At 61.0% G+C, this 21,722-nt stretch carries 19 protein-coding genes; 11 read left to right on the top strand and 8 right to left on the bottom strand.

Annotated features, from left to right (window positions below; translation table 11 throughout):
• Positions 1–11: 11 nt before the first annotated feature.
• Complete coding sequence (locus tag JFN90_RS15190) at positions 12–1,160, bottom strand: deoxyguanosinetriphosphate triphosphohydrolase (protein ID WP_199395969.1); 1,149 nt, start codon at positions 1,158–1,160, stop codon at positions 12–14.
• A gap of 224 nt (positions 1,161–1,384) precedes the next feature.
• Here JFN90_RS15190 and rsmD point away from each other — a divergent pair, with 224 nt between their 5' ends.
• From rsmD to JFN90_RS15150, 8 genes are all read left to right on the top strand, one after another.
• Positions 1,385–1,966, top strand: a complete 582-nt coding sequence (gene rsmD, locus JFN90_RS15185) for a 16S rRNA (guanine(966)-N(2))-methyltransferase RsmD (RefSeq protein WP_199395968.1) — start codon at positions 1,385–1,387, stop codon at positions 1,964–1,966.
• Positions 1,957–2,448, top strand: coding sequence for a pantetheine-phosphate adenylyltransferase (coaD, locus tag JFN90_RS15180; RefSeq protein WP_199395967.1), 492 nt, complete (start codon positions 1,957–1,959; stop codon positions 2,446–2,448). The genes rsmD and coaD overlap by 10 nt, the downstream gene beginning before the upstream one ends.
• Before the next feature lie 99 nt (positions 2,449–2,547).
• The gene (locus tag JFN90_RS15175) at positions 2,548–2,739 is read left to right on the top strand and encodes a DUF1858 domain-containing protein (RefSeq protein WP_199395966.1); all 192 of its coding nucleotides are present in this window, start codon (positions 2,548–2,550) and stop codon (positions 2,737–2,739) included.
• Between the two features lie 502 nt (positions 2,740–3,241).
• A complete protein-coding gene (locus tag JFN90_RS15170) occupies positions 3,242–3,805 on the top strand; it encodes a helix-turn-helix domain-containing protein (RefSeq protein ID WP_199395965.1) in 564 nt (187 codons plus the stop codon).
• 63 nt (positions 3,806–3,868) lie between these two features.
• On the top strand, positions 3,869–6,118 hold the full coding sequence (locus JFN90_RS15165; RefSeq protein ID WP_199395964.1) for an NADP-dependent malic enzyme: 2,250 nt from the start codon (positions 3,869–3,871) through the stop codon (positions 6,116–6,118).
• Positions 6,119–6,231: 113 nt separating this feature from the next.
• Entirely contained in the window at positions 6,232–6,774 is a 543-nt protein-coding gene (locus JFN90_RS15160; RefSeq protein WP_199395963.1) for a beta-class carbonic anhydrase, read from the top strand.
• A 178-nt stretch (positions 6,775–6,952) separates the two neighbouring features.
• Positions 6,953–7,285 (top strand): hypothetical protein, encoded by a 333-nt coding sequence (locus JFN90_RS15155; protein ID WP_199395962.1) that lies wholly within the window; start codon positions 6,953–6,955, stop codon positions 7,283–7,285.
• Positions 7,286–7,370: 85 nt separating this feature from the next.
• Positions 7,371–7,754 (top strand): hypothetical protein, encoded by a 384-nt coding sequence (locus tag JFN90_RS15150; protein ID WP_199395961.1) that lies wholly within the window; start codon positions 7,371–7,373, stop codon positions 7,752–7,754.
• Between the two features lie 80 nt (positions 7,755–7,834).
• Here JFN90_RS15150 and rocF read toward each other — a convergent pair whose 3' ends face one another.
• A complete protein-coding gene (gene rocF, locus JFN90_RS15145) occupies positions 7,835–8,725 on the bottom strand; it encodes an arginase (RefSeq protein ID WP_199395960.1) in 891 nt (296 codons plus the stop codon).
• A gap of 17 nt (positions 8,726–8,742) precedes the next feature.
• Complete coding sequence (locus tag JFN90_RS15140) at positions 8,743–9,852, bottom strand: putative NPN-dependent ornithine cyclodeaminase (protein ID WP_199395959.1); 1,110 nt, start codon at positions 9,850–9,852, stop codon at positions 8,743–8,745.
• Positions 9,853–10,070: 218 nt separating this feature from the next.
• On the opposite strand from JFN90_RS15140, the gene JFN90_RS15135 reads away from it, so the two are divergent.
• The 3 genes from JFN90_RS15135 to lepB all read left to right on the top strand — a co-directional run bounded on the left by JFN90_RS15135 (position 10,071) and on the right by lepB (position 14,405).
• Positions 10,071–11,714 (top strand): methyl-accepting chemotaxis protein, encoded by a 1,644-nt coding sequence (locus tag JFN90_RS15135; protein WP_199395958.1) that lies wholly within the window; start codon positions 10,071–10,073, stop codon positions 11,712–11,714.
• A 167-nt stretch (positions 11,715–11,881) separates the two neighbouring features.
• On the top strand, positions 11,882–13,681 hold the full coding sequence (lepA, locus tag JFN90_RS15130) for a translation elongation factor 4 (protein ID WP_199395957.1): 1,800 nt from the start codon (positions 11,882–11,884) through the stop codon (positions 13,679–13,681).
• Between the two features lie 52 nt (positions 13,682–13,733).
• Positions 13,734–14,405, top strand: a complete 672-nt coding sequence (lepB, locus tag JFN90_RS15125; protein ID WP_199395956.1) for a signal peptidase I — start codon at positions 13,734–13,736, stop codon at positions 14,403–14,405.
• A gap of 343 nt (positions 14,406–14,748) precedes the next feature.
• Here lepB and JFN90_RS15120 read toward each other — a convergent pair whose 3' ends face one another.
• The 5 genes from JFN90_RS15120 to JFN90_RS15100 all read right to left on the bottom strand — a co-directional run bounded on the left by JFN90_RS15120 (position 14,749) and on the right by JFN90_RS15100 (position 21,710).
• On the bottom strand, positions 14,749–16,053 hold the full coding sequence (locus JFN90_RS15120) for an aminotransferase class I/II-fold pyridoxal phosphate-dependent enzyme (protein WP_199395955.1): 1,305 nt from the start codon (positions 16,051–16,053) through the stop codon (positions 14,749–14,751).
• Between the two features lie 319 nt (positions 16,054–16,372).
• A complete protein-coding gene (locus JFN90_RS15115; RefSeq protein ID WP_199395954.1) occupies positions 16,373–17,572 on the bottom strand; it encodes a cofactor-independent phosphoglycerate mutase in 1,200 nt (399 codons plus the stop codon).
• 366 nt (positions 17,573–17,938) lie between these two features.
• Positions 17,939–18,817 (bottom strand): site-specific tyrosine recombinase XerD, encoded by an 879-nt coding sequence (gene xerD, locus JFN90_RS15110; RefSeq protein WP_199395953.1) that lies wholly within the window; start codon positions 18,815–18,817, stop codon positions 17,939–17,941.
• Entirely contained in the window at positions 18,817–21,501 is a 2,685-nt protein-coding gene (gene glnD / locus JFN90_RS15105) for a [protein-PII] uridylyltransferase (RefSeq protein WP_199395952.1), read from the bottom strand. The genes xerD and glnD overlap by 1 nt, the downstream gene beginning before the upstream one ends.
• On the bottom strand, positions 21,501–21,710 hold the full coding sequence (locus JFN90_RS15100; protein ID WP_199395951.1) for a hypothetical protein: 210 nt from the start codon (positions 21,708–21,710) through the stop codon (positions 21,501–21,503). Before JFN90_RS15100 ends, glnD begins: the two co-directional genes overlap by 1 nt.
• Positions 21,711–21,722 lie beyond the last annotated feature (12 nt).

The following is a 21,722-nucleotide window of genomic DNA, read 5'->3' as shown; positions in this document are numbered from 1 at the left end:
CGAGGACCAGCTCAGACCCTCTCGTACGGCTCGAAAAGCTTTTTGAACTCGTCCAGCGCGAAGCGGTCGGTCATGCCGGCTATGTAGTCGCAGATCACGCGCTCACGCCCTTCGCGTTCCATCTTCGCCTGGTGCTTCATGGGCAGCAGGGTCGGGTGCTTCAGGTAGACCTCGAACAGCTCGGCCAGGTAGCGCTCGGCCTTAACCCGCATCCGCTCTACCTTGTAGTGGCGGTACAGGTTCTGAAACAAAAAGCGCTTGAGCTGCGCGTTGCGCTCGGTCATGGCCGGGCTGAAAGAGACCACCGGCACGTTCACCCTTCTCAGGTCCTCCTGGGTCTTGATCTTCAGCTTGGCGATATTGTCCGCCGTGGTCTGCACCAGGTCGTTGATCAGTACGCCGATCAGCGCGCTCACGGTCTGACACACGCCGCGGTCGACGTCCAGGTCGGGGTAGCGCGACATGATTCCCTCGTGGACCTCGTTCCACAGTTCGGCCTTCTTGAGCTGGCCCAGGTTAATGTACCCGGATTTCAGGCCGTCGTCGATGTCGTGGTTGTTGTAGGCGATTTCATCGGCGAAGTTGATCAGCTGCGCCTCGATAGTGGGGACAATTCCGGGGAGGAACTCGCCGAAGATGGGGGCCGGGGAATCGTAGGGGGAGGAATGCTTGGCGATCCCCTCCCGCACCTCCCAGGAAAGGTTCAAGCCGTTGAAGCCGGGATAGCGCTCTTCCAGCTCGTCCACCACGCGCAGCGACTGCAGGTTGTGCTCGAAGCCGCCGCACCCTTCCATGAGGCGGTTCAGCACCTCCTCGCCGGTGTGCCCGAAGGGGGTGTGCCCGAGGTCGTGGGCGAGGGCCAGCGCCTCGGTGAGTTCTTCGTTCAGGCCGAGCCGGCGCGCGATACCCTTCCCGATCTGCGCCACTTCAAGCGAATGGGTGAGACGGGTACGGTAGTAATCCCCCTCGTGATTTACAAAGACCTGGGTCTTGTACTCCAGACGCCTGAATGCGGCACAGTGAATGATGCGGTCGCGATCCCTTTCAAAGGCGGGACGGTTGTCCCTGAAATCCTCGTGGTACCTGCGTCCGCGGGATGTGGCGCTGGTGGCCGCATAGCCGGCCAGATCGTTGCGCTCCAAGGCATTGCCCTCTTTCATCCGCCCCCCTGCCTAAGCCAGTTAAAAGTAGGTAATTTATATACTCGTCGCCAAGGCTGTCAACAGCAAACTTGATTGACCTTATCCATACATCGTGCTAATAGAGCAGCTGGCTACGCACTGTCATACATTGGCCCGCCGCTGATACGCTGCCGCGGGCAAGAGTCTCGCGCAGGCCGGGGAGTTGTTCTTTTGATGACGTATCGACACCGGAGGTGCTCTTCATGCGGGTGATCGCGGGAAGCGCCCGTGGCCGGCAGCTTTTGGCCCCGAAAAACCAGCGGGTACGCCCGACCGCGGACCGCGTCAAGGAAGCGCTTTTCAGCATCCTGGTGAGCCGCCTGGGGGAATTCTCCGGGATGCGGGTGCTGGATATCTTCGCCGGGACAGGAAACCTCGGCATCGAGGCGCTGAGCCGCGGCGCGGAAAGCGCCCTCTTCATCGATTCACACCGGGACTCCGCCGAACTGATCCGCAAGAACCTGGAGGCAACCAGGCTTGCCGAGCACGCCAGGGTCGTGGTGCAGGAAGCCGCCGCCGCAGTCCGGTGGCTCTCCCGCGGCGAGTCCCCGTTCCACCTGGTGTTCCTCGACCCTCCCTATGCCGAGGGGCACACGCAACGGCTACTGGAGCTTCTCTCGACCTCACCGCTCATTGACGGCGGCACTACCGTGGTCGCCGAGTTCTCCGCCAAAGAGGATGTACCAACGCGTTTCGGCAGGCTGGTTGAAAGCGAGCGCCGCGTCTACGGCGACACCGCCCTCTCCTTCCTGACCCTTTCAGACAGAGGTGAACCGTGCCCCTGAGAGTGGCTGTCTATCCAGGCTCTTTCGACCCCGTAACCTACGGCCATCTGGACATCATCGACCGCGCCCTGAAGATTTTTGACGGCGTGATCGTGGCAGTGGCCAGAAACTCGGAGAAGAACGCCCTGTTCACCGTTCAGGAGCGCATCGACATGCTCTCGGAGATCCTCAAGGACCGCCCGCAGGCCAAGGTCGAGACCTTCGAGGGGCTCCTGGTCGACTATGTGCGCCGCGCCGGCGCCACCGTGGTCATCCGCGGCTTACGGGCAGTGTCCGACTTCGAGTTCGAGTTCCAGTTGGCGCAGATGAACCGCAACATCACCCGCGAGGTGGAGACGCTGTTCATGATGACCTCGGTTCCCTACAGCTACCTCTCCTCCTCCATCGTCAAAGAGGTGAGCCACCTGAACGGTCCGGTAGACAAGCTGGTGCCGCCGCTGGTGAAGAGCGCCCTCGACGCCAAGTTCAGGCCGGGACGCTGACATGAACGGTTGCCAGACAGACCACCTTTGATAGCACGAAAGGCGCTTGCGGACAGCAGCGCCTTTTTTATTTCCGAAAAGACAGTCACAGGAGGCCGTATGATCAGCAAGGACATGACCATAAACGAAATCCTCAGGCGTTACCCCCAGACCCTCCCCGTCTTCGAACGGCACGGACTCGACTGTTTCGACTGCCAGATCGCCGACTTCGAGCAACTGGAACACGGCGCGACCGTGCACAAGGTCGACCTCCCCCTCCTCCTCGCAGAGTTGAATAAAATCATCTCCTGAGGGTGCCCACCCGTCGCCACCTGGCTGCTGCACCGGGAGAGCGACGCCCTGCACATCCCCTCTCCCGGTCGGAGATGGTGCCCGCAGGGCTGGTGAGGGCCCTGCCGCGCCCTATTCATTCTGTTGCCCCTGGCAAACACCCTCACCCTAACCCTATCCCGGAGGGAGAGGGGATCTCTGCTCTCCTTTCGTCATCACTCACCTATCCGCGGCAGGCGGCAGCTACGGGCGCACGGACACCTTGGCGGCATCGAAAAAGGCATCGCGAAGGGCTGGCGGTTCGATATCAGTAAACGCGATTTTAAAACACAGTAAAAGGATCGGCCCACACCTCCGCGCACCCTTGCCTGAAGGCCACCCAACGTGTTACTCTCAGTCGCCCCGCCACCTTACCGGTGGATTAATTTTTTCTAGTTTTTTACTATTTAAATTGACTTTTTACCAAAACTGAATAATTTTAGCCGAAGTAAAACGGTGGATTATTCACCACAGGAGCAGCCGCATGTCAGAGTACAACATCGGGTCGAGACTGAAGAAATTGCGACAGGCCCGAAAACTGACCCTGCAGGCAGTGGCCAACGAGACCGGTTTCTCCCCGGCCCTGATCTCGCAGATCGAAAACGACAACGTTTCCCCTCCGATAGCCACCCTCTCCAAGATCGCCAAGTTCTTCGACATCAAGCTTGCCCAGCTTTTCAGCGAAGACGAGGACGACCGCAAGTACGAGGTCGTGCGCGCGCACGAACGGCGTATCGTGCCCCGGGTTATCTCCAAGGAGGGGACCAAACAGGGCTACTTCTACGAATCCCTTTCCTTTTACAAGCAGAACAAGAAGATGGACGCCTTCATGGTCACCCTCACCGAGAAAGCGCCCGAGGCCAACACCTACAGCCATGACGGCGAGGAGTTCATCTACGTCATGAAGGGAAACGCCGATTTCCTGTTGGACGACAAGAAAATCACCCTGCACGAAGGGGATTCCCTCTATTTCGAGTCGAGCATCGGGCACCGCCTCCTGAGCCATGACGGCAAGGAGGTCAGGGTCCTCGTGGTCGTGACGAAGTAAAACCAAGAGCAGATGGATTCAATGGCGGGCAGCCGCTCATCCTATGGGTCAAAGGAGAATGAAATGAGCAAGAAATTAGGGGCACTCGACTACCACTCCGGCGGTAGAAAAGGAAAGATCGAAGTCATCGCCACCAAACCGTGCCAGACCGCGGCAGACCTGTCGCTTGCCTACTCCCCGGGTGTCGCCGAACCCTGCCTCGCCATCCAGGAAAACCCCGATGACGCCTACAAGTACACCGCCAAGGGGAACCTGGTCGCCGTCGTTTCCAACGGCACCGCGGTCCTTGGGCTTGGCAACCTGGGCGCGCTCGCCGGCAAGCCGGTCATGGAGGGTAAAGGGGTCCTCTTCAAGCGTTTCGCCGACATCGACGTCTTCGACATCGAGCTCGATACCGAGAACCCGGACGAAATCATCAAGGCCTGCCAGCTCCTGGAGCCGACCTTCGGCGGCATCAACCTGGAGGACATCAAGGCGCCCGAGTGCTTCTACATCGAGGAAGAGCTCAAAAAGACCATGAAGATCCCGGTCTTCCACGATGACCAGCACGGTACCGCCATCATCTCGTCGGCCGCCCTTTTGAACGCGCTGCAGCTCGTGGGCAAGAAGATCGAGGACATCAGGATCGTCGTCAACGGCGCCGGCGCCTCGGCCAACTCCTGCGCCAAGCTCGCCATCGCGCTGGGCGTGAAGCCCAACAACATGATCATGTGCGACACCAAGGGGGTCATCTACAAGGGCAGAGTGGAGGGGATGAATAAGTACAAGGAACTCTTCGCCGCCGACACCCATTTCCGGACGCTTGAGGAGGCGGCCAAAGGCGCCGACGTCCTCTTCGGCCTTTCCGCCAAGGGAGCCTTCACAGCGGAAATGATCCGGAGCATGGCGCCCAACCCGATCATCTTCGCCATGGCCAACCCCGACCCGGAGATCACCCCGGAGGAGGCGCACGGGGTGCGCGGAGACGTGATCATCGCCACCGGCAGGAGCGACTATCCCAACCAGGTGAACAACGTACTCGGCTTCCCCTTCATCTTCCGCGGGGCACTCGACGTACGCGCCACCGCCATCAACGAGGAGATGAAGCTCGCCGCGGTACACGCCCTGGCGCGACTTGCCCAGGAGGAGGTGCCCGACTCGGTCTCCAAGGCCTACGGCAACGAGAAGTTCTCCTTCGGCCCCAACTACATCATCCCCAAGCCGTTCGACCCGCGCGTCCTTTTGCACGTGGCACCCGCCATCGCCCAGGCCGCCATGAACAGCGGCGTCGCACGCATGCCCATCGAGGACATGTCTAAGTACATCGAGCAGCTGGAATCGACCCAGGGTCGCTCCAAAGAGATCATGCGCAGCATCATCAACAAGGCGAAGAGCGACCCCAAAAAGATCGTCTTCCCCGAAGGTGACAACGAGAAGATCCTGCGCGCGGCCCAGATCCTCGTAGAAGAAGGGATCGCCCAGCCGATCCTCGTGGGTGACCGCAAGAAGATCCAGCAGAAGATGGATGACCTGAACCTCGACCTCGAGGTCCCCATCGTCGATCCGACCGAGAGCGAGCACACCGACGATTACGCGCAGGAACTCTACCACCGGCGCCAGAGAAAGGGGCTCACCCTCTCCGAGTGCCAGCGCATCATGCGCCGCAAGTCCCGCGTGCAGTTCTCCACCATGATGGTGGCCCAGGGGCACGCTGACACCCTCTTGGGCGGCATCGACACCCACTATCCCGAGACCATCCGCCCGGCGCTCCAGGTGCTCGGCAAGCAGGCGGGACTCTCCAGCGTGCACGGCCTCTACATGATGGTGTTCAAGAAGGACGTCTACTTCCTGGCCGACACCACCGTGACCATCGACCCGACTGCGGAGGAGTTGGCCGAGACCGCCATCCTCGCCGCCGAGAAGGTCGCCATGCTGGGGGTGGAGCCGAGAATCGCCATGCTCTCCTTCTCCAACTTCGGCTCGGTGGACCACCCGCAGACCAGGAAGGTGAAGCGCGCCGTGGAACTGGTCAAGGAGCGCGCGCCCAGCCTGATCGTCGAGGGCGAGATGCAGGCGGACACCGCGGTGGTCCCGGAGCTTCTGGACGGCTTCACCTTCTCGAAGCTTAAGACCCCGGCCAACGTGCTCATCTTCCCGGACCTGAACTCGGGCAACATCTGCTACAAGCTCCTGCGCCGCCTCGGGGGCGCCGAGGCCATCGGCCCCATCCTCATGGGGATGAACAAGCCGGTGCACGTGCTGCAGCGGGGCGACGACGTGAATGACGTGGTCAACATGGCAGCCATCGCCGTCGTAGACGTTCAGAACGCGTAAAACGAAAAGGGCCCCCCGCCCGTATACCGGGCGGGGGCCCCTTTTGCTTGACTTGAGCGGAGTTTCGGCTTAAAAAACCGTTTTGCACATCAACCCGAAGGAAACGGAGAACAATGACTCTTCTCGATAAAGTCCTGACCCACAACAAGAAATTCGTCCGCCCCGGAGCGTTCCCTCCCCTGCCCAAAGACCCCAAGAAGCAGCTTGCCATCTTCACCTGCATGGACACCAGGCTGGTCGATTTCCTCGAACCCGCCATGGGCATCAAGCGCGGCGACGCCAAGGTGATCAAGAACGCCGGCAATACCCTGGTCGACCCCAACGGCGGCGTCATCCGCAGCCTGGTGGCGGCCGTATTCCTGCTGGGCGTGGAGGAGATCTTCGTGATCGGCCACAAGGATTGCGGCATGGGATCGGTGGACGTGGAGCAGCTCAAGGCGAAGATGGTGGAGCGCGGCGTCGATCCGGCCGCCATCGACGATCTGGACCCGGATCTGGGCCAGTGGGTGGGCGCCTTCAGCTGCCCGGAGGAGAACGTGGAGCGGGTCACCAGCATCATCCGCAACAGCCCGCTGATCCCCAAGGACGTGCCGGTGCACGGGCTCATCTTCTGCCCCAACGACGGTCACCTCGACGTCGTGGTGCCTGGGTACTAAGCCCGCGGCATCTTCTCTCATAGCCTTCCGAATTTCTGTCAAAGGCCCGTGACTCCCCGAAGGAGCACGGGCCTTGTTTGTGCCCCCCAGCCCCCCGCGAGCAAGTGGTCTTTTCTCCGACTGAACCGAGTTTTTTTCAACTTGACAATGAAGAGGGAAACTTCATAAAGTGATCGGCGTGAAAAGGCAATTTCTGCGCATATTCGGAGCACTGTTACTGGTTGTCTCCCTGTTGACCCTGAGCGGTGTGGCCGCGACGGCCGCCACCTTGGCGCAGGATCCCGTTCATGTCATCTGCTGCGATACCGGCGGCGAGCACCCGGCCACCGGCGCGGGCCACAGTTCCTCCCCGGATTGTCCTTGTTTCGCCTGCATCACCATGATCCTCCACGCCCCGGTGACGGTGGAGCGCGCGATCCTCGCCAAGGAAACGTTGCCCCAGCATCCTCCCAAGGGATACCCCTTGAGCGCCTTCGTGCGCAGCATAGACTATCCGCCCGAGGCGGCGTAACTCCTCCGTCGTTTCATACGGATCCGGCTGCGGGGATGGAGGTAACCTTCCCTCGCGGCCCACAATACATTTCAGGAGAATCAGCGTGCAAAAGACGATTATCATCGCGGTAGCCATCGTGCTCGGCGTGGCGCTTGCCGTCACGGTGGGAAAAGTCGGACAGGTAAAAACGGTCACCGTGGCCGAGGTTGGCACTAACCCTCAGTTCTTCACCGGGACCATCACCCTGACCGGCGTCATGGCGGGCATATCTCCCTATGACAAAGGCGTAATCGGCCTCATGGACACCAAAGAATCCCAGTGCAAAAACGGGTGCGAAAAGATCTACATACCGGTGAAGTACCCTGCCGCCCCCCCCAAGGTTGGCGACGAGATCGACGCGACCGGCAAGTTCGCCAAGTACAGCCAAGGCTACATGTTCATCGCCGAGAAGCTCAAGGTGGTGAAGCACGCCAAGGTCGGCAGCTAGCCATCCCCCTACTTGAAATGAAAAAGCCTGTCCGGTATCCCGGGCAGGCTTTTTTTGTCACCGCGCGACGGCCGGTCCCCCTAGAGAATCGAGGCCCCGAAGGCGGACGCGGTCAGCTCGACCGCAATCTTGGCGGTGCGGTTGCTGTTGTCGAGGATCGGGTTGATCTCGACGATGTCCATCGACCGCAAAAGGCCGGAGTCGGCAATGATCTCCATGAGCAGCTGCGCCTCACGGTAAGTGATGCCCCCGGGCGCGGTGGTCCCCACCCCCGGCACCTCGAGCGGGTCCAGCCCGTCCAGATCGAGACTCACGTGCAGCCGGGTGCGGTGGGCGAGCCGCCCCAGCGCCTCGTGCGCGATGGCCGCCATGCCCCGCTCGTCGATATCGCGCATGGTGTACCCCTTGATGCCGGAGGCGCGCAGGCGCTGCTTCTCCTCCGGGTCGAGCTCGCGCAGCCCGATCAGGATGATGTCGGAGACATGCAGCTTCGCCCCGGGACGCCCCACGTTGACCAGTTCCGGAAACCCCTCCCCCAAAAGCGCCGCCAGCGCCATGCCGTGGATGTTACCGCTGGGGCTGCTGTGCGGGGTATTGAAATCGCCATGCGCGTCCACCCAGATCACCGCAGCGGGCTGCTCGTCGGTCACCCCGCCGATGGAACCGATCGCCATAGAATGGTCCCCCCCCATGAAGATGGGCATGAAGCCCTGGGTGACGGCGCTGCGCCCGGCCTGGTATACCGTTTCGCAGACCTGCCGGATGGAGGGAAGGTAGCGCGCCTCCCGCTCGGCACCCAGCACGTCCCGCACCGGCACCGCGAGGTTGCCGATATCTTCCACGATGTATCCGAGACCCGACAACCGCGCCGAAAGCCCCGCGTAGCGCAGCGCCCCCGGCCCCAGATCCACGCCGCGCTGTTCCTGCCCGAGATCGAGCGGTACTCCTATCATCCTGATGCCGTTTTCCATGACCGTACCTTTCCTGTCTAACCAAGATTCTTGAGATGGTTCCAGAGGTTGACCACGAAGTCCTGGGCGTTGGTCAAAAGCCCCACCGCCTGGGCGGAGCCGCGGTTGGCGAGTTTGTCCACCGAGAACTCGGCCATGTCCACTACATAGAAGTACACCGGCCGTACCCCGCCATCAGGCTCGACCCGATAACTGGGCACCATGTTGCCGAAGGCGATGGAGTGCAGTTGGGTGGCTATTGCCAGGACCGTGGTCGCCTTCCGGGCATGGACCCGCATGGCATCCTGGGCCTGGTAGGCGTCCGGGATCACCTCGGGCAGCGGCCCATCGTCGCGGATCGAGCCGGCCAAGACAATGGGAATCTTCTTCCTGCTGCAGGCATACATGATGCCGTCATCGAGCCCGAGTTTCTCGATGGTGTGCGGGATCCCCCCCGCCTGGCGCGCCTCGTTGATGATGTCCAGGTGGTTGTAGTGCCCCATGGGCATGATGGCCTGGGTGTAGATGTTCTGCCCCAGGCCGGTGCGGAAGTGGGCCGCCTCCAGGTCGTGGGTGGCCAGGGCGTTGCCGGCCAGAAGCGCGTGGCAGTACCCCGCCTCGATCAGCCCCTGCATGGCGTTTCTGCAGTCCATGTCGAAGGCGACCGCCGGCCCCAGCACCCAGACGATGTAACCGTGGTCGCGGTCGTGCCGCAGCACCTGGTACAGCTCGTCGTAGGAGCGGGAAAAGGGGGTCTCCCTGGTGCCGCGGCTTCTGAAGGAGAACTTGTCAGCGAACGGCTCGGCGAGGTTCAAAAACCCTCCGATATGGAGATAGATCCCCTCCTCGCCGTTCTCGGTGCGCCCGATGGCCACCATGTCGCCCCGGCACACCCGGCGCGGCTCGACCACGTCCAACTCCTTGCCGCGCAACACCATGACGCAGTCCATTCTGCTCTGCGGCGCGAGGAGCCACTCCCCTCCCCCCAGGTGCACGTACTCGGGGTGATTGGAGGTGGCATGGAAATTCTCAGGCAGTACGCCGTCGGCGGGAGCGGGCGCGAACTTTGCCGCGGGCGCGGCCGCGAGCTTGGGGCGGCGGAAGTCGGGAGGGGTGTAGGAAGGAATCACGTCGGTATGCAGCGGCATAACACGCTCCTTTTGCTGTAGAGGATGGATGGCCGGGGCCTTCGGTGACGACTGGAAACTTTAGCATGCGCGCATCGGCTTACAACATCCGAGGCGAACCGGATCCACCCTGCTCTACAAGTTTAGCAATTGGCCCTCAAGTTTACAGTCATAATACCGATAACGCCCCTATATCCATCTGGGAAACCCGACCTCGGGTAGACATAAAGGGGGCTGTTATGAATTTCTGGATGAACCTGAAAGTTAAAACGAAGAGTCTATGTCTCGTGGCGATAGCCGTAATCACACTCATAGTCATCGCCGGTGCCAGCCTGCACAAGATGCGGGTCATGTCCGGGGATCAGGCCGAGATGAACACCTCCGTCATCCACGTAGGGATGCTCAACGACATGAAGAACGATCTGCTGGCCATCAGGCTGGACCTGGTCTACATGATGCTGCTGGAAGACCCGATCAAGATCAAGGAGCGGGTCGATGACCTGCAAAAAAGGAAGCAGCGCATAGAGGAGACCCAGGCGAAGTTCCTGAAGTATGACCTCGACGCCAAGGAGAAGGGCCTGATCGCGATGTTCAAGCAGGGGTACGAAGAGTACCTGGTGCAGGGAGCCAAGCTGCAGCAACTGACCCAGCAAAGTGCGGGCAACCCTGAGGCCCGCAAGGACACGGTCAACTTCGCAACCAGTTCGGTGGCGCCCCTTTACAAGAAGCCTGCGGACGCGATCAGCGACCTCGTCGCCGAAAACGAGAAGAGTGCCAAGGACCTCTACCAGCAGGACCTCGCCGCGTACAACTCCGCGCAGATCTTCATGATCGGTCTCACTGCGCTGTCCGCCGTGCTCCTGGCCGTCATCGGCCTGCTCATCGCGAACTCCATCAGCAGGCCGCTCAAGATGGTTTTCGACACCCTGGCCGAGGTGGCGAGTGGCGACCTCACCGCCCGCTCGAGCATCGCCACCCGCGACGAAATGGGGCTGCTGGCGGCGGAAGTGAACGAGATGGCGCAGAAGCTGAACGACACCATGAACCAGGTGGTGGCCAACAGCCTCCAGGTCGCCTCGGCCGCCAACGACCTGCACAGCACCTCTGAACAGATTGCCACCGGCGCCGAGGAGGTCGCGTCCCAGACCGGGACCGTGGCCACCGCCAGCGAGGAGATGGCTGCCACCTCCGCCGACATCGCGCAGAGCTGCCACAGGGCCGCCGCCGGGGGCGAGCAGGCGACCGGACGCGCCCAGGCCGGCACGGCCGTGGTCGAGCAGACCGTGCAGGTCATGAACCGGATCGCGGCCCAGGTGCAGACTTCGGCGGCGACGGTGGCGGGGCTTGGCGAGCGCAGCGACCAGATCGGAGCCATCATCGGCACCATCGAGGACATCGCCGACCAGACCAACCTCTTGGCCCTGAACGCCGCCATCGAGGCGGCGCGCGCCGGCGAGCAGGGACGCGGTTTCGCCGTAGTCGCCGACGAGGTCCGGGCACTGGCGGAACGCACCACCCGCGCCACCCGCGAGATCGGCGAGATGATCAAATCGATCCAGAACGAGACCCGCGAAGCCGTGGGAGCCATGGAAGAAGGGGTGCGCCAGGTCGAGCACGGCACCAGGGAGGCCGCCAAATCGGGCGAGTCGCTGCAGGAGATCCTGAGGCAAATCAGCGAGGTGACCGAGCAGGTGAACCAGATCGCCACCGCGGCCGAGGAACAGACCGCGACCACGGGCGAGATCACCAACAACATCATGCAGATCACCGAAGTGGTGCAGGACACCTCGCGCGGCGCACACACCTGCGCCAATGCGGCGAGCAACCTCGCCTCGCTTTCGCAGGACCTGCAGCGCCTGGTCGGCCAGTTCCGGCTGGCCTGATGCCGACGCGGGAGAGGGAAAAGCCCCCCCTCTCCCGCCCCTTCCCGCTCCCCGGGAACCCTGCCCCGCCCCTACCGCTAACCCCCGTTTACACCTAGAAATTCCTTTACAATTACCGCTTGTTTCTATATCCTTCGCGAGTTAATCTCCGCCCGATAAAGGACAATATGGTACTCGAGCATATCCGCAACTTTTCCATCATCGCCCACATCGACCACGGCAAATCCACCCTCGCCGACCGCCTGCTCGAATTCACGGGGACCGTTTCCGCCCGCGAGAAGCAGGACCAGTTCCTGGACAAGATGGACCTGGAACGCGAACGCGGCATCACCATCAAGGCCCAGACGGTCAGGCTCAACTACCGCGCCGACGACGGCAAGGACTACATCCTGAACCTGATCGACACTCCCGGACACGTCGACTTCACCTACGAGGTCTCCCGCTCGCTGACCGCCTGCGAGGGTGGCCTCCTGGTGGTCGATGCCTCCCAGGGGGTCGAGGCGCAGACGCTCGCCAACGTTTACCTGGCCCTGGACGCCAATCTCGAAGTGTTCGTAGTGCTGAACAAGATCGACCTTCCCGCCGCCGAACCGGAGCGTGTCAAGGCGGAGATCGAGGAGATCATCGGCCTCGACACCCATGACGCAGTCCTCGCCAGCGCCAAAGAAGGGATCGGCACCAAGGACATCCTGGAAGAGATCGTCAAGAAGATCCCGCCGCCACAGGGGGACCCGAACAAGCCGCTCAAGGCGCTCCTGTTCGATTCGTGGTACGACCAGTACCAGGGGGTCATCATCCTGGTGCGCATCGTGGACGGCACCTTGAAAAAGGGCGACAAGATCCAGCTCATGTCCAACCGCAAGACCCACGAAGTGCTGAAGGCCGGCGTATTCTCCCCGGAAATGCGCGAGGTCGCGGCGCTCACCGCGGGCGAGGTCGGTTTCATCATCGCGGGCATCAGGGATGTCTCCGACGCCAAGGTCGGCGACACGGTGACGCTTCTGCACAACCCGTGCGATGAGGCGCTGCCGGGCTACAAGGAAGTGAAGCCCATGGTGTTCTCCGGTCTCTACCCGATCGACACCGCGCAGTACGAGCAGTTGCGCGACGCGCTGGCCAAACTCAAGCTGAACGATTCCTCCTTCTCCTACGATCCCGAGACCTCGCTGGCGCTCGGCTTCGGCTTCCGCTGCGGCTTCCTCGGCCTGTTGCACATGGAGATCATCCAGGAGCGCCTGGAGCGCGAGTTCAACCTGGAATTGATCACCACCGCCCCCACCGTCGTCTACCGGGTGCACGGCACCGACGGCAGCCTGATCACGATCCAGAGCGCGAACCAGCTCCCGCCGACCCAGGAGATCGCCTACGTCGAGGAACCGTTCATCCTCGCCTCGATCCACGTCCCCAACGATTTCGTCGGTGGCATCCTCGCGCTTTGCGAGGAGAAACGTGGCATGCAGCGCGAGATCAAGTACCTGACCCCGACCCGCGTCATGGTGGTGTACGAACTGCCGCTGAACGAGGTGGTGCTTGATTTCTACGACCGCCTGAAGTCGATTACCAAGGGGTACGCCTCGCTCGATTATGAGCTGCTCGACTACCGCCAGAGCGAGCTGGTGCGCCTCAACATCATGATCAACGGTGAGGTAGTCGACGCCCTTTCCCTCATCATCCACAAGGACAAGGCCTACTATCGCGGCCGGGAGCTGGTCTCCAAGATGAAGGAACTGATCCCGCGCCAGATGTTCGAGATCGCCATCCAGGCTGCGGTCGGCACCAAGGTGATCGCCCGCGAGACCGTGAAGGCGATGAGGAAGGACGTTCTCGCCAAGTGCTACGGCGGCGACATCACCAGAAAGCGCAAACTTCTGGAGAAGCAGAAAGAAGGTAAGAAGCGCATGAAGAACGTGGGCAACGTGGAACTGCCGCAGGAGGCGTTTTTGGCCATCCTCAAAGTCGAAGGTTAGCATCCAAGGTCGGCTCGCGCCCTCCCATCCCCCCAAAAGGAAACAACAGCGAATGGAAGATTACAAAAACGTTTGCGAAGATAAATCCGCCGAGCCGGCAAAAGAACTGAAGCCGGCCAAAGCCAAGCACATCGTCCGGGAGTACCTCGAATCAATCATCATCGCGGTACTCCTGGCCATGGTCATCCGCACCTTCGTGGTGCAGGCGTTCAAGATTCCCTCTGGCTCCATGGAAGACACCCTGGCCATCGGGGACCACCTGCTGGTCAACAAGTTCATCTACGGCACCAAGATCCCCGGGTTCGAGGGGCGTTTCCTGAAGATCCGCGATCCGAAGCAGGGCGACGTCATCGTCTTCGAGTACCCCGAGGACCCGACCAAGGACTTCATCAAGCGCGTCATCGGCACTCCCGGCGACGTAGTCGAGGTGAAGAACAAGCGCGTCTACGTGAACGGGAAGCTCTACGCCAACCCGCACGAAGTGCACAAGGAGCCGGACACCGTGCCCAAGGAGTACAACCCGAGGGACTTCAAGGACCCGGTCACCGTCCCCGCCAACTCCTACTTCGTCATGGGCGACAACCGCGACCGCTCCTACGACAGCCGTTTCTGGGGCTTCGTGACGAACGACAAGATCAAGGGTCTCGCCTTCATCAAGTACTGGTCTTGGGACAAAGAGAAGATGCGCCCCCGCTTCGGCGCCATCGGCAAGCTGATCAACTAAAACAAGCATAAAACAGGTTCTAGGTTCTACGTTCTAAGTTCTACGTTAAAACCTCTTGTACGCGAAGGGCTCTCTGTATCGGAGAGCCCTTTTCTTTTGCAACCCCACAAACGTTTTAACAGGGATAAAAGGGATACAAGGGATTAAGACCAAGATGTTTTTTGGGTTTATCCCTTTCATCCCTCTCATCCCTGTTTGTATGAATCTATCCCTTTCTTAGCGCCTTTGCGGCTTCGCGTGAGGCATCAAACAGAAAAAAGCCCCTGCCGCGAATGCGGTCAGGGGCTTTTGATTCTTCAGGTTCTAACGTCGAACGTTGAACGTTGAACAGTTTCTGCCGTTCTTACGCCAGATCCTGCACACCCTTGTAGATGATGTCGAACAGTTCCGGGATGTCCTGCTCTGCGATGCAGGAGAAGGCGATGCGGAGGTCGGTCTTGGTGGTGGAGATGGCGCCGACACCGTACTTCTCGAGCAGGTGCACGCGCAGTTTCTCGGAGTCCACAGTCTTCAGCTTCAGGCACATGAAGTAGCCGGAGTTGAACGGGTAGTAATCCCAGGCCTTCTCGTACTTGCCGCTATCCAACACTTCTTTGGTCTTCAGCGCGCGCCCCCTCATGATCTGGAACTTCTCCTCCTTCTGCTTGAGGAAGTCCGGGGAACGCAGCGCCTCGATGACGAAGGTCTGGGAGGGGTGCGGGCAGTTGGAGATGCGGGCACGGATGATGCCCATTGCCTTTTTCTCCAGGGCGTTCATTACCGGCGCGTTCTCGTAATCGTTGCCGTCGGCGAAGGTGATGAAGCCGGTGCGGAAGCCCCAGACGAACTCCTCCTTGGTGGCGCCGTCCAGTTTGATGGTGAGGATGCGCGGATGCAGGTTGGCCAGCTTGCCGAAGAGCGACTCCTTCAGGCTGTCCTCGTAGAAGAGTCCGAAGTAAGCGTCGTCGGTGATGGCGACCACGTTGCAGCCACCTTCCGCGACTTCCTTGATGGCGGCGACCAGTGCGTCACCTTCGGCGACGGTCGGGGTGTAGCCGCTCGGGTTGTTCGGGAAGTTCAGCAGCACAATGACCTTCCCCTTCTCCTCTGCGGAGTTCTGCAAGGTCGCTTTGAAGGCGTCCACATCGAAGCCGCCGGTTGCGGTGAAGGTCGGGTACTTCTTCACGATGGCGCCGCTGCAGGTGCCGAAGGTCAGGTTGTAGTTGCCCCAGAGCATGTCCGGCAGGATCAGGTGATCCCCCTTGTCGACGAACATATCAGCGACGATGGAGAGGCCGTGGGTGAGTGCGTTGGTGACGATGGGGCTGCTGAAATGCTTGCCGACCTGGCTCGGGTTCTCGCGCAGCATCTTCTCGCGCCACAGGGCGCGCAGCTCCGGCTTGCCTGCCGGCGGTGCATACGGGTAGATGTCCTTCGGATCGAAACCGGTCAGCTTGTCCTGGATGCAGGAGAGGTACATCGGGCCGCCGTTCTCGGTGGCGATGCCGATGGTGGCGTTGAACTTGGTAGCTTTTTCCTTGGCTTCAGCCGACTGGGTAAGGATTCCCTTGGGGAAGAAGAGGTTCTTGCCGAGATCCGACAGCATCTCCAGGGCGTGGGGGCTGTGCTGGGCTAGGGACTCGTTTAATTCCGCGGCTAATGGATTCATCAAATTCCTCCTGAAGCTTAATGTGATATGCCCGGGGGCAGGACCGATGAGATTAGGAAGTAATAGACTGGCCATTAAAACCCGAGGCCAGGCAGTTGTCAACGCTTAATGTGAGGCGGTGTGGGATGATGTTCATTTTGATCCCCTCCCCCGGAGGGGGAGGGTCAGGGAGGGGGCTTTCGGTGGACTCAACTGAACTCCCCCCCTCCCGACCTCCCGACCTCCCGACCTCCCCCCTCCCGACCTCCCGACCTCCCCCCTCCCGACCTCCCCCCTCCAGGGGGAGGGGATGAGATCGGAGGTAAGGAAACAGCTACCACTAGCGGTTAAGCAGCATCTCCATGAGCTTATATCCCGGCTCCACCTTGAGTCCGGTCGCCGCCGCGGCAGCCTCGTCGTACCCTGCCACCCCCGCCTTCTCCTTTTCCTCGCCTGCATAGATCACGAAAGGAACCGGATCGGAGGTATGTGTCATCAGCATGATCGGTGTCGGATGGTCCGGTGCGCAGAGGATGCGGTATTCGCCGAACTGTTTCACCCCCTGCAGTACCGGGCCCACCACCTTCTCGTCGAAGAGCTCGATAGCCTTGATCTTGTCGGCGAGCTTGCCGGAGTGCGATGCCTCGTCCGGTGCCTCGACGTGCACGAATACGAAATCGTGCTCCTTGAGTGCGTCGATGGCGGCCTGGGCCTTGCCGTCAAAGTTGGTGTCAAGGTAGCCGGTGGCGCCGGGGACGTTGATGATGTCGAGGCCGGCGTAGACACCGATCCCTTTGATGAGATCAACTGCCGAGATGACGGCGCCGGTGAGGCCGAAGCGGGCGTCAAAGCTGTCCATGGCCGGAGCCTTGCCATGTCCCCAGAGCCAGATCGAGTTGGCCGGGACCTCTCCGTTGGCCGCCCGGCGCTTGTACTGCGGGTGGTTGTGGAAGATCATCTGCGAGGAGTTCATCAGGTAGATGAGCTTGTCGGCCCCCTCGCCGGTGGGCATGTGTTCGGTTATGGACTGCCCGGAGATATCGTGGGGCGGTGTCATCTTGATCTGGGTCCTGCCGCCGTGCCAGACCATGAGGTGGCGATAGCTGACGCCGGGGTGGAAGGAGAACTCCTCGTTGCCCAGTTGGCGCTGCAGTTCCTCGACCAGTTCGCGTCCGTCGGCGCTGGAGATGTGGCCCGCGGAGTAATCCTCCATGATCAGCTTGCCGCCGCGTGCCTCCAGGTGCACCAGGTTGAGGCGGAAGGCGACGTCGTCGGGGCCGAGAGACACGCCCATGCTGGCCGCTTCCAGCGGCGAGCGACCGGTGTAGCAGTCGACGGGGTTGTACCCGAACATGGAGAGGTTGGCGACGTCCGAGCCCGGGGCGTACCCTCCCGGCACCGTGTGGGCGAGGCCGAGCGTACCGCGGCGGGCCATGAAATCCATATTAGGCGTCTTAGCCGCCTGCAGCGGCGTTTTACCGTCCAAAGCCCCGACCGGCTGGTCCGACATCCCGTCCCCGAGCAACACAACATACTTCATAGCAGTATCCTTTTCACTTGATAGAGTTAGGCAAAACTTCAAAAGCGATCAAAAATCGAAAGTCAAAAGTCAAAAGCAGTTACGCAAAGAACACGAAGGGACCCCCCGCAAAGAAACGAAGAAAGCTTTTTGGGTTAATCAATCCAAGCTTACTCGGCGTACTTCGCGGAAACATTCCGTTCTTCGCGTAACTGCTTTTTTCCTCTTTTTATCTTCAAAAGCAAGTCAAAAGCGGTTACGCAAAGAACTCGAAGGGAAACCACGCAAAGAAACGAAGAAGGCTTTTTGGGTTAACCAATCCAAGCTTTCTCTGCGTACTTCGCGAATACTTTCCGTTCTTTGCGTAACTGCTTTTGCCTTTTGTTTTTATCCCCTCGGGTGCGCCTTCTCGTGCAGCCGCTTCAGCCGCTCGCGCGTCACGTGGGTGTAGATCTGGGTGGTCGAGAGGTCGGCGTGCCCGAGCATGATCTGCACGCTCCTCAAGTCCGCGCCGTTCTCCAACAGATGCGTCGCGAAGGAGTGGCGCAACGTGTGCGGCGAGATGCCGCTCCTGACGCCCGCCTGCAGCGCCCTCTTCTTGATGATGTTCCAGAAGGCCTGCCGCGTCATCCCTTCGCCCAGCCGGCTCAAAAAGAGCAGCGCCGAACTCTTCTGCTTCAACAGTTCCTGGCGCGCCTGCTCCAGGTACTCTCCCACCGCGTGACAGGCGCTGCCCCCCATGGGGATCAACCGCTCCTTGTCCCCCTTGCCGATGGTCATCAGATACCCGGCGTCGATGTTGACGTCGCCGATCTTCAGCCCCACCAACTCGGAAACCCTGAGCCCCGTCGCGTAGAGAAGCTCCAGCATCGCCTTGTCACGCAACTCTATGGCGCCGGTGTCAAGCGGCGAGGCCAGCAGCGCCTCCACCTCGCGCGAACTGAGCACGCTCGGCAGCTTCTGGAGCCCCTTGGGCGCCTCCACGATAGCGGTCGGGTTCACCTCGCAGTACCCTTCGCGGACCAGGAAGCGGTGCAACATCCTGAGCGCGGAAAGCGCCCTCGCGCGACTGCGGGGCGAGATCCCCTCCCCTTTGAGCTTGGCCAGATACCCGGTGACGTCGCTTGCCCTCACCTGCGCAGGCTCGCGCTCCCCGAGAAAAGCCAGGTAACGGGTCAGATCACGGCTGTAAGCGGCCACGGTGTTGGCGGCGGCTCCCTTCTCGACCACCAGGTAATTCAGAAAGAGGTCGAGGTAGCGGTCCACTAGCCGTCCACGGCGGCGAGAAGTTCCTTGCGGATCTCCTCGAGCTTGCCCGGCTCGGAGATCTTCTGCCCGAAGATGTCCTTCACGTAGAACACGTCGGCGACCTGGTCCACCTTGGTGGAGATCTTGGACACGCCGATGTAGAGCCCGAGCCTGGTGAGCGTGCTGGTGATGCTGTACAAAAGTCCGATCTTGTCGTGCGCGTAGATGTCGATGACCGTGTAGTCGGAAGAGACCTCGTTGTCGATTTCCACCCGCGCGGGTACGGTCGGCTTCGCCTTCTCGGTAAGAATGCTGGGGCGGTTGCGCTTGGCCACCAGTTGCCCCACCCGGACCTTTCCTTCCAGTACCTGTCTGAGATCCGACTCGAAACGGGTCCAGCGGCTTTCCTCGGTGATCACGAAGCCCTGCGGCGAGTTCACCTGCAGGATGTCCAGCACCTTCTCGTTGGTGTTGGTATGGATCTGCGCGCCGAGGATGTTCATGCCGTTGGCCGCCATCACCCCGGTGATCATGGAGAAGAGCCCCGGTATGTCATAGGTGCAGATGGTGCAGTTGGTATAGCCCCGGTCTACCTCGTGGGACAACTGCAGTACCAAAAGCTTCGTGGGCAGCTCGAGCAGGGTGCGCACGTGCCCCGAGAGGATCTCGGGAGAATAGGAAAGCAGGTGCCGGGTGGTGAGGGCCTGCAACTCGTCCTTGACCAACTGACCCGGGTAGTCGTCCGCCAGCAGGTCGAAGACGGTCCTCTTGACACGGCGCACCCGGTCCCCGGACGCCTCCAGCTTGAAGTCGCCGCGTTCCAAAACGGTGAAGGCCTTCTCGTAGAGTTCCTGCAGCAGGAGCGCCTTCCACTCGGTCCACACCTCCGGCCCCACCGCCTTGATGTCGGCGTAGGTCAGAAGATAGAGCATCTTCAGGTTCTCACTCTTCTCCATCTGGCGCGCGAACTGGATGATCATCCGTTCGTCGTGCAGGTCGCGGCGCTGGGCGATGTGGGCCAACAGGAGGTGCTGGCGCACAAGGAATTGCAGGCGCTCCGAATCTTCCTTGATGAGCCCCATGCGGCGGGCGATGGTCTTGGTCAACTCGGCGCCCACCTCGGCGTGGCCGCCCCCGCCCCCCTTGCCGATGTCGTGGAACAAGACGGCCAGGAGCAGCAGCCAGCGCTTGTCGATCTCCATGGCGAGCTGGGTCAGAAGCGGCAGGGTCTCCTTGTGCTCGCCGCGCCACAGCTTCGCGATCTCCTCGACCGCGAACAGGGTGTGGGTGTCGACCGTGTAGATGTGGTAGACGTCGTGCTGCACCTTGCAGTAGATCCGTTCGAATTCCGGGATGAAGCGGATCAGAAAGCCCAGGTGGTGCATCTGCTGCAGGGTGTCGTAGAGCTTCTTCTCGGACTGCAGGATGTTGATGAAGGAGGCGTTGGCCTCCTTGGAGCGGCGGAACTTGTCGTTCACCAGGTCCAGGTTGTTGCGGATCAGGGTCTTGGTCGCCAGCGAGAGCGCCACCCCCTGTTTCTGGGCGTGCTCGAAGATCTTGATGAGCCGCACCGGGTCCTTGGCGATCACGGTCTCGTCCGGGATCACCAACTCCCCCTTCATGACGTAGAAGCCGTCCCCCACCGGCCGGCGGGTGAAGTAGCCCAGGATCTTGCGGGCGGAGTCCTCGCGCTGGCTGCACTTGGTGATGAGGAGGGAACTGAAATGTTCGACGCGGTTGGCGTGCAGGTAGAAGTCCTGCATGAACTGTTCGACGGCGAGGGTCTTCCCTTTGTCGTCATAGCCGAAGAAGCGGGCGATGGTGGTCTGCGCCTCGAAGGTGAGCTGGTCGTTCTTCCTGCCGGCCAGATAATGCAGCTCGTTGCGGATGCGCCAGAGATAGGAAAGCGAGCTGTAGTACATGCCGAGCTCCTCTTCCGAGAGGACCCCCTTCATGACCAGCTCGCGCGGCTCATCCACCTTGTACTTGATCTTCGCGACCCACATCGCGGTGTGCAGGTCCCGGAGGCACCCTTCCCCTTCCTTGATGTTGGGTTCCAGGATGTAGACGCTGGAGCCGTACTTCTCGCGCCTTTTCCTCAATTCCTCGAGCTTCTCGTTGATGAAGGAGTCACTTCTCTTGGCGAGCACCTGGGTCACCATCATCTTCTTCAGTTCCGAGAAGAGGTGCTCGCTGCCGATGAGCAGGCGCGCGTCCAGAAGTGCCGTCTTCACCGTGACGTCGTTGCCCGCCATCTCGACGCAGTCTGCGATGGTGCGCACCGAGTAGCCGACGTCGAGGCGCAGGTCCCACAGGAAGTAGAGCAGGCGGTTGGCCGCCTCTTCCACGACTTTCAAGTCCTTGCCGCTGTACAAAAAGAGCAGGTCCAGGTCGGAATAAGGGTTCAGCTCGCGCCGCCCGTAGCCGCCGACCGCGATCAGGGCGAGCTGCCCGGACTTGTGCATCTGCAAATCGTCGGAAAGTGCGGTGAAAAGCCGTGTCACCAGCGCGTCGGTCATGGCGGTGATCGACTGCACCACCGCGATGCCGTCTTCCCCTTCCCGGTGCGAGCGCTTGGACTCCTCGCGGAAATGCTCCAGGAACTCGCGCGCGGCCGCGAGGTAGGCGCCGCGCTTCTCCTCGAAGCTCTTGCCGTCCCCCTTCATCGCCTCCGAGAGGTATGCGTTTATGTTGAGGCGCATCACTCTTCCTTGGCGATACGCACTACCTGCAGCACCCCGGGAAACGCCTTGATGTCCGACTCCGGGAGAGTTTCGGTGTCGCCGATGACGCCGATGATGACACGGTTCGCGCCCGTGGACTGGTGGATATCGAAACCACGCTCGATGAGGTACGACTTGATCTCTTCCTGGGCCTTTTCGTCGGCCGTCTTACGCATAACGATCAGCACCTGCCAACCTCC

The sequence above is a fragment of the Geomonas propionica genome, assembly GCF_016458235.1.
Lineage (GTDB): Bacteria > Desulfobacterota > Desulfuromonadia > Geobacterales > Geobacteraceae > Geomonas > Geomonas propionica.
Note: the sequence above shows the minus strand (reverse complement) of the source record. Positions and strands in the feature narration are given on the sequence as shown.